The sequence below is a fragment of the Pseudomonas sp. H26/SER47-MNA-CIBAN-0231 genome, from assembly GCF_040310465.1.
GTDB classification, from domain to species: Bacteria; Pseudomonadota; Gammaproteobacteria; order Pseudomonadales; family Pseudomonadaceae; genus Aquipseudomonas; species Aquipseudomonas atacamensis.
Map to the genome: position 1 here is coordinate 92428 of NZ_JBEOPW010000004.1, position 13914 is coordinate 106341.

The 13914-nt window shown below is 58.9% G+C and carries 12 protein-coding genes; 6 read left to right on the forward strand and 6 right to left on the reverse strand.

The genetic code is table 11. The annotated features are described in order from the left end of the window. The first annotated feature begins 1 nt into the window (after position 1). Positions 2-1171 (forward strand): DUF8462 domain-containing protein, encoded by a 1170-nt coding sequence (locus AAEZ10_RS07945; RefSeq protein ID WP_323167294.1) that lies wholly within the window; start codon positions 2-4, stop codon positions 1169-1171. Positions 1172-1647: 476 nt separating this feature from the next. On the opposite strand, the gene AAEZ10_RS07950 is transcribed toward AAEZ10_RS07945, so the two are convergent. The 4 genes from AAEZ10_RS07950 to AAEZ10_RS07965 form a co-directional block, all read right to left on the reverse strand. Next, complete coding sequence (locus AAEZ10_RS07950) at positions 1648-2025, reverse strand: hypothetical protein (protein WP_282387096.1); 378 nt, start codon at positions 2023-2025, stop codon at positions 1648-1650. Next, on the reverse strand, positions 2013-2468 hold the full coding sequence (locus tag AAEZ10_RS07955) for a hypothetical protein (RefSeq protein WP_122706559.1): 456 nt from the start codon (positions 2466-2468) through the stop codon (positions 2013-2015). Before AAEZ10_RS07955 ends, AAEZ10_RS07950 begins: the two co-directional genes overlap by 13 nt. Positions 2469-2769: 301 nt before the next feature. Continuing rightward, positions 2770-5181, reverse strand: a complete 2412-nt coding sequence (locus tag AAEZ10_RS07960; RefSeq protein WP_095181723.1) for a glucose/quinate/shikimate family membrane-bound PQQ-dependent dehydrogenase — start codon at positions 5179-5181, stop codon at positions 2770-2772. Between the two features lie 217 nt (positions 5182-5398). Beyond that, the gene (locus AAEZ10_RS07965) at positions 5399-6760 is read right to left on the reverse strand and encodes a carbohydrate porin (RefSeq protein ID WP_350568695.1); all 1362 of its coding nucleotides are present in this window, start codon (positions 6758-6760) and stop codon (positions 5399-5401) included. Positions 6761-7058: 298 nt separating this feature from the next. On the opposite strand from AAEZ10_RS07965, the gene AAEZ10_RS07970 reads away from it, so the two are divergent. Both AAEZ10_RS07970 and AAEZ10_RS07975 read left to right on the forward strand, forming a co-directional pair. Further along, on the forward strand, positions 7059-7289 hold the full coding sequence (locus AAEZ10_RS07970; RefSeq protein ID WP_350568697.1) for a VF530 family protein: 231 nt from the start codon (positions 7059-7061) through the stop codon (positions 7287-7289). 1 nt (position 7290) lies between these two features. Beyond that, positions 7291-7929 (forward strand): Pr6Pr family membrane protein, encoded by a 639-nt coding sequence (locus AAEZ10_RS07975; protein WP_110646210.1) that lies wholly within the window; start codon positions 7291-7293, stop codon positions 7927-7929. Positions 7930-8049: 120 nt separating this feature from the next. On the opposite strand, the gene AAEZ10_RS07980 is transcribed toward AAEZ10_RS07975, so the two are convergent. Then, entirely contained in the window at positions 8050-8835 is a 786-nt protein-coding gene (locus tag AAEZ10_RS07980; protein WP_350568699.1) for a siderophore-interacting protein, read from the reverse strand. Further along, a complete protein-coding gene (locus AAEZ10_RS07985) occupies positions 8832-9407 on the reverse strand; it encodes a PadR family transcriptional regulator (protein WP_110646212.1) in 576 nt (191 codons plus the stop codon). The genes AAEZ10_RS07980 and AAEZ10_RS07985 overlap by 4 nt, the downstream gene beginning before the upstream one ends. Before the next feature lie 495 nt (positions 9408-9902). Between AAEZ10_RS07985 and AAEZ10_RS07990 the strand changes: the two genes are divergently transcribed. The 3 genes from AAEZ10_RS07990 to AAEZ10_RS08000 all read left to right on the forward strand — a co-directional run bounded on the left by AAEZ10_RS07990 (position 9903) and on the right by AAEZ10_RS08000 (position 13891). After that, positions 9903-10394, forward strand: coding sequence for a CS1 type fimbrial major subunit (locus AAEZ10_RS07990; protein ID WP_073473241.1), 492 nt, complete (start codon positions 9903-9905; stop codon positions 10392-10394). A gap of 111 nt (positions 10395-10505) precedes the next feature. Beyond that, complete coding sequence (locus AAEZ10_RS07995) at positions 10506-13028, forward strand: CS1-pili formation C-terminal domain-containing protein (RefSeq protein ID WP_122747770.1); 2523 nt, start codon at positions 10506-10508, stop codon at positions 13026-13028. 119 nt (positions 13029-13147) lie between these two features. Continuing rightward, positions 13148-13891 carry a p pilus assembly chaperone gene (locus AAEZ10_RS08000; RefSeq protein WP_016773365.1) on the forward strand — a complete coding sequence of 248 codons (744 nt, stop codon included), beginning with the start codon at positions 13148-13150 and terminating at the stop codon, positions 13889-13891. Positions 13892-13914: the final 23 nt, after the last annotated feature.

Consider the following 13914-nt stretch of genomic DNA (forward strand, 5'->3'; position numbering starts at 1 on the left):
GATGGATCCCTATCGTAATCCGTTCGCCCCCGGGGCTGGTTTTCCACCACCGGAGCTTGCTGGCCGAGACCCTGTTCTCGAAATGGCTCGGATTTCCTGCGGCCGAGCAGTGAGGGGCAAACCTGCACGGTCGCTGATGCTCCTTGGCCTTCGTGGAGTCGGCAAGACGGTACTCCTGAATGAGATCGGCAATATCGCCAGACAAGAGGGGATGCTCGTTTCCCAGCTCGAAGCTCCGGAGAAAAATACACTTTCCACTCTTCTTTACCCTGAACTGCGACGCGTAATGCGTTCACTTTCGGGATTCGAAGGAGCAAAGCAAATTGCCAGCCGGGGTATGAGCGCCCTGCGCAATTTTGCCTCGATATTCAAAATCCATATCGGTGGCGTTGAGGTGGGCGTTGAGGGTGCTGAACCTGGGCTTGCTGATAGCGGCGATCTGCAACATGATCTTCCAGACCTGTTCGGTGTGATTGGCGAGGGCGCTAAAGCCGCTGGCAAGGGCTGGGTGCTGCTCATCGACGAGGTTCAGTACCTCTCGGAAGGCGATCTGTCGGCACTTATCGTTGCGATGCATCGAATGGCCCAGCGCGGGTTGCCTGTGGTTTTGGTTGGGGCAGGACTACCACAGGTTGCCAAATTGGCTGGTGAGGCGAAGTCCTATGCAGAGCGACTTTTCCTCTACCCGCCTGTAGGCGCGCTGGACGAAGAAGCAGCAAAACTTGCTGTTCGAAAACCCGTCGAGGAGGAGGAGCAGACGATCGAAGACGCTGCCCTCCAAGCGATTGTCGCGCGAACGAGGGGCTATCCGTTTTTTCTGCAGGAATGGGGTTCAACTTCATGGGATGTTGCTGCCGGCCCCATGATCACGCTCGCTGATGTCGAACGCGCTTATCCAGAGACTATCGCCGGACTCGATGCCGGCTTCTTCAAGGTTCGTTATGACCGGCTTACCAAAGCCGAGATCCAGTTTGTGATGGCGATGGCCACCCTTGGTGATGGGCCCTATCCTATGGCAGGTATCGCCAAGGTGATGGAGCGTGATCAATCATCGTTAGGCCCGGCCCGGGCCAATATCATTTCCAAAGGTATGATCTACAGCACCGACCATGGTTACCTTGATTTCACCGTTCCTCTTTTCGCGGAATACCTTCGCCGTCGTGGTGAATGAAAATCCGTGGTAGCGCCTTATGTAGTCAGCCGCCGAATTCTTTCCGAAAGTTCTGCCCCGCTTACCTGCCGGTACGCATGGATCAAGAGCATGGGCAGTACTCGATCTTGCGCTCATTGTGGAGCTGCCAAAGGCTGCGATCTTTTGATTTTGATTTTCTGTGGGAGCGAGCCTGCTCGCGAAGGCGGCCTGAATTTGACTAGGTTCCTTGAGTGAATGTAGGTTCTGACCAACGGTTGTATTGATGTCATATATAGCCCGATCAGGATATGGATTCGAGAAAGCCCATACCCGAGACGGTAATTTCACTATCGATTTTGATACGCAAGCTGATCATTACAAGATGTCTTTCCATGCGGTTGTTAATGATCCAGTCGCCGGCGACATAGACATTCTCGGGAGCTTTGACCTGCGTATGCAGTGAGATATCCTGCAGCCTCGATGTATTGCAACCCGTGGCAGACGTCGCTCCTCTATCAATACGCTCCGCTCGGAGTTTTCCTCGTGCCTGAGGTGTATTGGCAACTGACGATCCTTGACTCGCTGTATCGATACAAGGCGGCCAGTCTGGATTTTTCGCAAACATCCATGACCTGCTCAAATTGCTCGGCAGTTGCCTCGACGCGCCACTGTAGTGTTTGGCCTGTCTGACAATTGGATGCGCCAGGCGTGATGTTCATGGATTTCAATTCATTGAGCGCTGCACTACAGTCTTTTGCCTGCTCTGCGATATTGTCAGCCTGCACAGGGAGCCAGGCACTGAGTGCGAATATGGCAGCCGGCAGGGCGATACGCAGTTTCGAATAAAGGCTCATACAGAAGGTCCCCACAACCAGCGTTGTCAGATCGGCCACGTCAGTCCCTGAACCACAAAGAATCCATTACAGGTGAGTTCCCGCGTGTCATTCGTGTGCTGTGCTTTGCCGGAAAATTTGTAATCTTTGAGGTCGTATCGGTACACGAAGTTACTGATTTGGGTGACCGCGATAATTGAAGAAGTTGTCGTTTCAAATTCATAGGGACGAGGATCGGCTCGGTCTATGACAATCGTTTCTGAATAGCGCAAAGGGGAAGGATCCTGCGGGTAGCGAAGCGAGATGGAGATGATTCGCGCGCCCGACAAGCTGTCGTTGTGGCGGAAAGAAAAGTCGTATCCCCCTAACGCGTTGATGGAAATGGATGTGCTTGAAGTGCTGTAGCTGGTCAAGTCCAGATAATTACCGCTGATGGTGCCTTTGACATCAGTTTCAATAGAGCCGAACGCGAAGACGGCGTTGGGTACGTTTGGGTTTGCCATGAGAGCTGCCTCTGTATGATCCGAATAATGAAGAGGCAAGTCTGGGTAAAAGCGTGAAAGCTGTGAACTGTAATACCTGACAGTTTTTTATTCTTGTTCGCGATAATTATGCAGGCCCAGCGCATTTTCCGAACGCTACCGACCCGCCTGTCGGAAAACTCCGGCGCATTGATCAGCGTCTGCAGGACGAACCTGTTCACAACCGCTACCACAGGTTTATTCATTGCCTGCCAGGTTGCGCTCACAAAAAAAGGCGATGTCCCTCACGGAACATCGCCTTTTCATTACCGCCAGCTAACGCTTATTCCGGCAGTTTGTACGCAATGATGTAGTCACCCATCTTGGTGCCCAGCGAGCCGTGACCGCCGACAACGAGCAGCACGTATTGTTTGCCGTCCTTGCCGGTGTAGGTCATCGGAGTCGCTTGGCCGCCTGCAGGCAGACGCGATTTCCACAGTTCTTTACCGGTATTCACGTCATAGGCGCGCAGGTACTGGTCGAGGGTGCCGCTTAGGAAGCCGACGCCGCCGGCAGTGACCATCGAACCGCCCATGCTCGGTACGCCGAGGGTGAAGCCGATCGGGATTGGCGAGCTGTCGCGGCTGGTGCCGTTCTTGCGTTTCCACACGACTTTGCCGGTGGTCAGGTCGATACCGGCGACGTAGCCCCAGGCCGGGGCCTGGCACGGTACGCCCAGTGGCGACATGAACGGGTGCATGATCACCGCGTATGGCGCGCCAGTGTTTGGCTGCACGCCCGAGGTTTCGCTCTCGCGTTTGCTGCCGGCTTCGACTTGCTCGCGTGGGACCATTTTCGAGACGAAGGCCATGTAGTTCGGGCTGGTGAACAGCAGCTGGCGAACCGGATCGACCGAGACGCCGCCCCAGTTGAACACGCCGACGTTACCCGGATAGATCAGGCTGCCCTGTTCCGATGGCGGGGTGTACTGGCCCTCGTAACGCAGTTCCTTGAACTGGATGCGGCACAGCATCTGGTCGAACGGGCTCGCGCCCCACATGGCTTTTTCGGTCAGTTCCGGGGCCAGCAGGTTGAGGTCCGAACGGGCCTGGGTCGGTGCGGTGTGGTCGCCTTTCACGGCGCCTTGCGGTACCGGGATTTCCTTGATCGGAATGATCGGCGTGCCGTCACGACGGTCGAGGACGTACAGGCTGCCCTGCTTGGTCGGAGCGATCAGCGCAGGTTTCACGCCGTCGGCGGTTTTCATGTCGAGCAGGGTAGGCTGGCTGCCCACGTCCATGTCCCACAGGTCATGGTGGGTGAACTGGTAGTTCCAGCGCACTTTACCGGTGGCCAGGTCCAAGGCAACGAGGCCGGCGCTGAATTTTTCCGCGCCCGGGGTGCGGTTGCCGCCCCATTGGTCAGGGGTCTGGTTGCCCAGTGGCAGGTAGACCATGCCGAGTTTTTCATCGACGCTGGCCAGCGACCACATGTTCGCCGAGTTGCGGCTGTAGGTTTCGCCCGGGGCCAGAGGCTCGGTGGCGTCCGGCTTGTCGCTGTCCCAGTTCCACACCAGGTGACCGTCGCGCACGTCGAAGGCGCGGATCACGCCCGATGGCTCATTGGTCGATTCGTTGTCGGTAACGTGACCGCCCATGATCACCAGATCACGGGTAATCGCCGCTGGCGAGGTGGAGTAGTAGCCGCCAGCGGTGAACGGGCCGATGCCTTGGGTCAGGTCGACCACGCCGTTGGTGCCGAAGCCTTCGCAGATCTTGCCGGTGTCGGCGTTCAACGCAATCAGGCGGGCATCAGCGGTTGGCAGGTACAGACGACGCGGGCAGGCCTGAGCAACAGCCTGGCCGGCTTCGGAGATGACAGCGGAACCGGCGTTTTCAGACTTGGCATAGGCGGCTTCGTCGTAATACGACACGCCACGGCAGGTCATGTGGGCGAAGCCCTTGAAGCCGACCGGGCTCTTGATCTGTGGATCGAAGCGCCAGATTTCCTTGCCGGTGTCCGGGTCCAGTGCCAGCACTTTGCTGTGCGCGGTGCAGGCGTAGACCATGCCGTTGGCTTTGAGCGGGGTGTTTTCGTTGGTCAGCTCGACCGGGTCATCCGCAGTTGGCAGGTCGCCGGTCTGGATGCGCCAGGCTTCTTGCAGCTTGCCGACGTTTTCCGGGGTGATCTGCTTGAGCGGCGAGTAGCGGTCACCGAACTCGGTGCGACCGTAGGCTTGCCAGTCGCCATCCGGCATGGCCGGTGCGGTGCTGGTCATGTCCGCAGTGTCGCGGCCCAGTTCGCCGAAGGTCTCGCCCGGATGAGTGAAGAGGCTGGCCAGAGCGGTAACGCCGGCCAGAATCACAGCGACGGTCAGGCCGCCGGTGCCGATTTTCGCCGGGCCGTTGAGCAGCAGCGGACGACGGAACCATGGCAGCAGCATCACGAAACCGAGGACAAACCACAGCGCCAGACGCGGCACCAGTTGCCACCAGTCCAGACCGACTTCCCACAATGCCCACACGGTGCTGGCAAACAGCACGATGGCGTACAGGCCCAGCGCCGCGCGGCGACGCATCAGCAGCAGGATGCCGCTCAGAGCGATGCCGATACCGGCCAGCAGATAGTAAAGCGAGCCGCCGAGCATGCTCAGCTTGACTCCCCCGGCCAGCATGGCCAGGCCCATCAGTAGAAGCAGGATGCCGAGCAGGCCCGGTAGCAGACGGCCCCGACTCGAAGCACTTTCGGTGCTCATAGTGTGATTCTCCGTGACGTTTATGTAGTCCCGCGCTGTAGTCACTTTAGATGACGATTTGGCGCAGGCATGGTTCAGATAAAAACTTGTTCGGCTAACGAAATGCATTCCTGTGGAAGCGAGCCTGCTCGCGAAAGCGGTGTATCAGGCAACACTGCAGCGACTGACAGGCCGCCTTCGCGAGCAGGCTCGCTCCCACAGGGGTTAGCTGTGATCTTTAGAACGACGACTGGATCTTGATCCCGCCGATCAGGGCGTCGTCGACGTCGTTCACGCCACCGGGGTGGCGGATGTATTGCAGGTTCGGGCGTACGGTCAGCCAGTTGGTCACGTGCACGCCGTAATACAGCTCGGCGCTGTATTCGGTGTCCTGCGGTGGCAGGAACGCCGGATTGTCGTAGTCGTAGACGGCGTTGGCGCGGTTGCTCGCCTCGGCGTTCTTGCGATAGGCCGGGTTGACGTGTACACGAGCGAGGGCGAAACCGATGTCATCTTTGGCGCGGGCGTCGAACGGGCCTTTGTAGGTCAGGCCGGCCTGCACGTAGTTGTCGATGGCGTTGGTTTTCTTGTCGTGCATCGTCGCGTTGGCGAACAGGCTCAAACCACGCGAGTGGTCGCTGGCGATACTGGTCACCTGTTGCTGCACGCCCAGCCATACGCCGTGCTTGCTCGACGCACTGCGATAGGCTTCGCCGCTCAGCGCTGCCGGTTGGCCGTTCTGGTCTTTATAGACGTCAGAGGCCTTGGCATTGCTGTAGTAATAACCGGCGCGGTATTCGCCCGGCAGGCCGTTGAGCTTCGGCGTCCACACCAGTTCGATCGGCAGGATCGCGCCCTGGGTGCCGCTGCCGCTGAGTTTGAAACCGTTGCCGCGATCAAGGTTCGACGGGTTCTGCTCGTAGGCGCCGACCTGCGCATACAGCTCCGGCGTCAGGTGATATTTGACCCGCAGCGCCCATTGGCTGACCGGCCAGTTGTACCAGATGCCGCCGACCCAGTTGCCGACCTGCGAGCCGCAGAACGCGAGGTTCTGGAAGTCGCAGGGGAAGCTGTTGAAATCCTCGCCTTCGCCGAAACGGCCGACCTTGATGTCGAGCTTCTGATCGAAGAATTTCTGCTGGTACCACATCTGCGTCAGGCGCGTGGTCTGGCCACGGCCCCAGACTTCCTGGGCGGAAGTGAAGCCGCCAACGCGCGGGTCGTTGATGCGGTCGTTGCTGATGTTGTTGCCGCTGCGTTTGGTGATGGTCAGTTGAAATTCGGCGTCGTTCCAACCGAGGATCTTCTGCAGATCCAGATGGGTGCCGAGGCCGAACTGGTCGCTGTAGCGGGCAGTGCGGTCGTGGTCGTAACCGCCGTGCAGGTTGCTGCCCATTTCGCCGGTGTAATCGAGTTTGAAGTCGTAGCCTTTTTCCGCAAGTTCTGTGCGCGTGCCGTTCCAGTCACCGAGCATGTACGGTGATTCACTGTCGAAGGCCGGCGCCGCGTGGGCACAGGTCGCCAAGCCAAGGGCGGTGCAGCCGCCAAGGGTGCGCAGGGCAGAGATAGCGCTGTCTCGGGAGAAGGAAAAGTCAGGCATGAAGAAGTCTTTTTTTGATGTTTTCAGGTGCAGGCCGAACGCTTCAGATTGTCGCAGGCAGTGAAGCGTTTCAGCGGAAGGGCGGCAGGATAATGATCTGTAACAAATTGAGAAAGCGCTTTTGCAGACATGCAGCGTTTCGGATTTGGTAACAGTGCGGCAAACGGGCGCATTGTGAGTCGGGCCACAGCCTGCGATCTTCCCGGGTTGGCCTACATTTGCAGGAAGGCCTTCCACCTGCTCTGCCCCTCGGCTAAGGTGCGCGGCTTCTGCATATCACTTCGCCCAAAGGCCCGGCATGAACGAACAATCCCCCGATCCGCTGCACGGCGTGACCCTTGAACAGATCCTCAATGCACTGGTGACTCACTACGAGTGGTCGGGGTTGTCCGAGCGTATCGACATCCGTTGCTTCAAGAGCGATCCGAGCATCAAGTCGAGCCTGACCTTCCTGCGTAAAACCCCGTGGGCGCGGGAGAAGGTCGAGCGCCTGTACGTGAAACTGATGCGCACCAAGCGACCGCTCTGAGATGGACAGCGCGAGGCGCCGACGCCTGATCACCGGCCTGGCCGTGTTGGGCTGGGCCGGATTGACGATTCAGCTGTACCTGATCTTCTTCGCACGATTGAGCATCGGCGCCAGCCTGCTGGGCGGGCTGGTGAGTTTCTTCAGCTACTTCACCATATTGACCAATACCTTGGTGGCGACGGTGCTGACCTGCGCGGTCACCGAGCGCGAATCCGCCGCGCGGCGTTGGTTTCTGCAACCGTGGGTCAGCAGCGGGATCGCGGTGAGCATCGCCGTGGTCGGTCTGGCCTACAGCATCCTGCTGCGGCACTTGTGGCACCCCGAAGGCTGGCAGTTTGTTGCCGATGAGTTGCTCCACGACGTCATGCCATTGCTGTTTCTCGGCTATTGGTGGTGCTGCGTCCCCAAAGGCACGTTGCGCCTGAGGCACCTGCCGCTGTGGCTGATCTATCCGCTGGTGTATTTCATCTACGCCTTGCTGCGCGGGCATCTGCTCGGCGCTTATGCGTATCCGTTCATTGATGTGGCGGTGCTAGGTTATCCACAGGTGCTGGCGAATGCCGGGGGGATCTTGGTGGGTTTTGTGTTGGTGGGCCTGCTGATTATCGGCCTGGATCGTAGAAAGACCGCACGAAGTTGATATTCAATGTGGGAGCCAGCTTGCTCGCGAAAGCGGTGTATCAGTTTGCATGGATGTTGACTGACACACCGCTTTCGCGAGCAAGCTCGCTCCCACAGGGGAACTGTGGTCAGAGGAAAATCACTCCTCGTCAGAGCCTTCCGCGCGCCAGTAGCCGACCGCCTTGATGAACTGTTCATCGAGCCCATGCTCATCGATCAGTACCCGGCGGATCTGCCGTGAGACCTTGGTTTCGGTCGCCACCCATGCGTACAGATTGCCCTTGGGCACCTGCAATTGCTTGACGGTAGCCAGCAGGTTGTCCTTGCCGCCTTCGCGCAGCACCCAGATCACATTGAACGGCGCTGCGCTTTCCAGCACTTGCTGCTCAGCGCCGTTTTCCACTTCGATCACCACCAATGCCCGGCGATTTGCCGCCAGACCTTCGAGGCGGCGGGCGATGGCGGGGAGGGCGGTTTCGTCGCCGATCAGCAGATAGCTGTCGAAGATGTCCGGCACGATCATCGAACCGCGCGGCCCGCCGATATGCAGGAACTGCCCCGGTTGCGCCTGTTCCGCCCATGTCGAGGCAGGGCCGTCGCCGTGCAGGACGAAATCGATGTCCAGCTCCATTTTTTCCAGGTCGTAACGACGCGGCGTGTAGTCGCGCATCTCGGGCATCGGCCCGTTGTCCTTGCCGGCGTCCAGTTGCATCGTCTCCAGCGCCGCCGCTTGTTCGGCGTTCTGCGGGAACAGCAGTTTGACGTGATCGTCCGTGCCCAGGCTGATGAACCCGGCCAGTTCCGGCCCGCCGAGGGTGATGCGGCGCATGCGTGGGGTCAGGTCGGTGACGCGCAGCACTTCAAGTTTGCGCCGTTTGATTTCGTGCATCACGCGGTGAATGGTTTGAGTATCGACTGCAGTCATTCGGCTTTCTCCGTGGCAGGTTGAACGGCAGGGCCGTCGACGATGGCTTTGGCGGTGTCGTTGAGCAGGTCACGCACGCGCAGGATTTCTTCGGCGCTCCAGCGCCCATGGTGCAGCTGCAAGGCATGGCGCAGGTTGTGCACCGCTTCGTGGATTTCCGCCGGACGATCATGGCCGCGCAGCGAACGCTTGCTGACGTCGATGCGCATGCGGACGCCGTCGAGCGCCACCGCTTGTTCACTTAAAGACAAACGACCGGCGTCGGTGACGCTGTAACGCTTTTTGCCGGCCTCGGCATCACCGGCGATCAGGTCGCTCTCTTCCAGAAAGGTCAGGGTCGGGTAGATCACCCCGGGGCTGGGGCTGTAGGCGCCGTCGAACATGCCTTCAATCTGGCGGATCAGGTCGTAACCGTGGCAGGGCTGCTCGGCGATCAGCGCCAGCAACAGCAATTTCAAGTCGCCGGGGGCAAAGACTCGCGGGCCGCGGCCGCCGCGTTCGCGACCGGGGCGCTTCTCGAAGCCGTCGCGGCCATCGCCATGCTCGCGGAGGGGGGAATGATGGTCTCTCATTTCGCTTCTCTCTCGTCGTATTTAGATACAACTTAAGATATATCTTAAGCGCTGTGCAAGACGTTTTTAGCCTCTGGCGGCGCTCGACGGACGAGTGGTCAGCGTGAAAAAAGCCACAAAACTCTTTCCGATCAAAAATAAAAAGGCGTGACCTTAAAGTTAAAGTTATCGCTCTAGTTGAGCTCGAGTATATATTCTAATTTCTCGCAAGTTGCCGCGTTAAAGCGGCTAAGTTGCTGTATGGTTTTTTCCCTGTAACTGTGTGTAGGGCGCAACTTACAGCGAATGTTGCAAGTATCTGTTTTTTGTTCTTTTTTCTGGCGGGGTGTGGGGTTGTTTAACTACGAGTTTGTCGGAAGTTGCCTGCTTACATTCCAGAGGCAACAGTCGATGATGCCCGGCATTGAAAGTTCAAGTTGCTTCAGCGGTCGACGAGCAAAAGGTTTATGAACTTTCAATGACACCCCCTTATATAAAGCAAACAGGTACTGAACGATGTTCAAGAAATTCGCAATCGCTGCTCCACTGGCTCTTCTGGCAATGTCCTCCACTGCCTTCGCTGCGGGCGAGGCGTCGCACACCATCAGTCTTGTCGCCACAGTGCCAACCACCAGCTTCTTTGTGGTGCCGGTCGACCCTGATCTGGTCAACAAGGACCAGGACATGAGCTACAACCCTGCCACCGGCAAGATGACCGAGGTTAAAGGTTACTTCGACGTACGTAACACTGACGGCTCCGTTCACGCCAGCCTCAATGGCATCCCTATGCTGCAATCGGGTGTCGATCAGATTGCCCTGGACGTTGAATTCAACGGCAAGGTTCTTACCCAAGTGCCACAAATGGTTGTGGGTGAAGATGAATCCGACAGTAGCTACCGCGCATTGCTGAAAATCGCTCCGCGTGCCAGCTCCACATACGCGCCGGGTGATTACACCGGAACGATTGCAATGGTTTTCGATGCGGTACCTCCGGTCGGTTCGCGCTGATCGCGTGATCGCCTGCTAGACGCCCACCTTCACCGTGGGTTTGACCGGCGGGGCAAACATCCGTGTTTGCCCCGACGGACTTTCATTGTCTGAAAATCAGAGTACGAGTTCATGTTCCCGATGACACCCATCGCGGCTGCGCTTGCGCTGTTGTTCTGTGCCAGCGCAGTCATGGCTTCCGACGCCACCGGTACCACGCCACGCAGTTTGCTGGCGCAGGCCAAAGGCTTGCCGGCGGATTTCGAGGAGCATTTCTTTGATGTACCGCTGGCGGTGCGGGTCGAAGTCGATCAGCAGCCGCTGGGCGAAGCCATGGTGGTGCTGTCGCGAGATGACCGCATCACGCTTCTCGAATTCACCGATACCAGCGAAAACCGCTTTGGCCCGGCCGAGCGGGAAAAGTGGGCGAGCTACCTCAAACCCGGTGTGCCTCTGGGCGCGTGCCGCGGTTCGTGTCCCGATCAGTTTCTGGCGGTGCACTACAACCTGCAAAGTTCGCTGGTTTCGATCCTCACTGAAAATGCCGAGCGCGATGTTCAGGCCAAGCGTTATTACGAGCAACCCGACGGCGGCAGTCGTGGCCTGATGGTGCGCAATCAACTCAATCTCAATGGCGGCCAGGATCAGGATCTGGGTGGGCGCTTCGGCCTGGAAGCCAGTTCCAGTCTGGGCAACTGGAGCCAGACCCTCAACCTGCAAATGGCCCGGCTCGGCGGTCCTGACACCAAGCTGTATCACGCCGTGCATGAACTGCACACCCAGCGCGAACTGCAAGGCAGTTTCTTTCGCCTGGGCTATTTCACCCCCAATTCCGAAGGGCTGATGCGTCAGCCGCGCACGTTCGGCACCAGCCCCGACACCGCTGTAGGCCTCATGTATGGCAGCTCCGACAGCCTGGCGATCAACACGCCGATGCCGAGCGTGTATCCGATCTACGTGACCGCCAATCGTCAGGGGGCGGTGGAAATCTGGCGCAACGGTTTGCTGATCAACACGCAATCGGTGCCCGCCGGTCTGCAGTCGCTCGATACGCGGCCGCTGCCGGGTGGCATTTACGAGGTGGAGGTTCGCCTGATCGAGGACGGCCAGATCACCTCCACCACGCAGGAACTGGTCTACAAGCCGAGCAACTGGCGCAACCTCGACGAGCGCTGGCGCTACAACGTATTTGCCGGCGAAGAAAGCAAACTGTTGAGTAACTGGGACAAGCAAAGCAGTGGCAGCCCGACCGCCGGTGCATCGCTCAACTATCTGTTACATCCGCGGGTAATTCTCGGCGCCTCGGCGCGGCAAATTCGCGAAAAGCTGCAGTACGGCACATCCATCGACTGGACCCTGGCCAACCACCTCAGCCTGTATGCCAATGTCTACAAGACCGAGGACTACGGCACCGGTCTGGATCTGCAAAGCCTTTACAACTATGGCGCGGGCAGTCTGGTGATCAGCCACAACCGCAGCTGGCTCGACACCACCAACACCTACGAAACGCTGCCCGACGGCACTCGCGTTCGTCCGCGTAACGTGTTCGTCGGCCAGACCAGCAATTCATCGCTGGCGCTCAATCATCGGGTGAGCAGCAAGAGTTCGGTCAATGCCCGGGTTTCGCACAGCGAAGGCAATGTCGAAGGCGTAGGCCTGGATCTGGGCTGGACCCAGCGCACTGTGCTGCTGGGCAGTGATGCCAGTTGGCGCCTGTCGGTGTTTGATCGTCCGGGCAGTTTCAGCAGCGGCGATGCGCGCAACCGCGGGATCGATCTGAGCATCAATCTGGCGCTCGGCGCGCCCGGTCAACAGCTCACCGGCAGCATCGGCTCACGCACCGCCCGTGATGGCAAACGCGACAACAACGCCTCGCTCGGCTGGCGCAAGGATTTCAAGGATCACGTGCTGCAAAGCGTCTCGGTCACGGCGCTGACCGATACCTACGGCCTGGGCATGTCGAGCCTGGCCAATTTCCGCACCGATGCGGTCAACGGCGATGGCTTTATTCAACGCTCGTCCTACAACGGCAATTTCACCGGCGGCCTCAACCTCGACAGCACGCTGGTCGTCGGTGGCGCGCAGATGCTCATGACCAATCACAGCGAAGTGCGCGGCGCCGGGATGATCGTCGATGTCGAATCGGACATCGACGACATCGTCCTGCGTGCCGACGACTATAGCGGGAGCAGCGCTGCCTTGAAGCCGGGGCGCAATTTCATCCCGATCACGGCCTATCAGAACAGCTCCGTGAGCTTCGACTTCGAGGGCAATAACGTGCCCGCAGCGACCATCGAGCCGGCGCGCACTCGCTATCACCTGAACAAGGGCGGGGTGGAGTACCGCAAGATCCGTGTGATGAAAACCCTGACAGTGCTCGGTCGCCTGATCGATGAAGCAGGGCAGCCGCTCAAGGGCCATCATGTGATCAACCATGCCAGCCGTGGTGTCACCGAGGTCGACGGGTTCTTTTCAATGGAGATGAACGCCGGTTCGCCGACCCTCGAAATCCGTCGCGATAATCGCTTGCTGTGTCAGTTCCGCCTCGATGCCGACCAGTACCGCAGTGAAAACAACGTCCTGATGATAGGCGATCTGCGCTGCACGCCAGACACCGTGGCCGACGTCGGTGTCACCGCGCAGAAGGCGGGCTGAACCGATGACCGAGTCCACATTCGGGCGACACGCGCAGCGGCAATATCAGCGTTATCCGGGAAGCCGACGCATGAACGTGCGCGCCGGTGCCTTGTTCCTTTTTTCATGGAGTTGAAGTGATGAACCGTGGTTTTTTGCTGGGCGTGCTCAGCGTGTTTTGCCTGACGGCGCAGGCCGGGCCACAGATCAATGTCGGTACGGTGTACGACTATATGGATGGCGACAAGAGCACCTATCTGAAACGGGTGTTCAACAGCGGCGATGCCACCGCGTTCGTCAAGGTAAACGTTCTGGAGATTGTCTACGACGCCGACGGCACGCCGAAGGAAATCCCGGTTGAGAACGCTGCCGACGGCGCTTCGCGCAACGGCCTGATGGCCAGCCCGGCGCGGCTGATCGTCCCGGCCGAGGGCATGCAGGGCACCCGCTTGCTGTACATGGGCGAACGCGATCGCGAGCGTTACTTCCGCGTGCGATTCGTGCCGGTGGTGCCGGAAAAGGAAGACGAGTTCGCTGTCAGCCAGGAAGAACGGGAAGACTACAAAAAGGCACTGACGGCCGGGGTCAACGTGATGACCGGTTTCGGCACGGTGTTCTTCGTACGGCCCAGGGAAACGCGGTTCGCCACGACGATCAATGAAACCGACAGCCGCTACGAACTGCGCAATGACGGCAACACCGTGGTGATTGTCGACGAGTTCAGAAACTGCTCGTTGAGCGACGAAACCGACTGCGGTGTGACCACCAAACACCATGTGCTGGCGGGCAAGACGTTCGCTTTCGACAAGGAGAAGGGCCGTGGGTACCGCTTCTTCCTGATCGAAGGCAGCGAGAAGAAGAACCTGACGGTCAGCAGCCGCTAGGTCTGCTTTTCATTGACGCAACG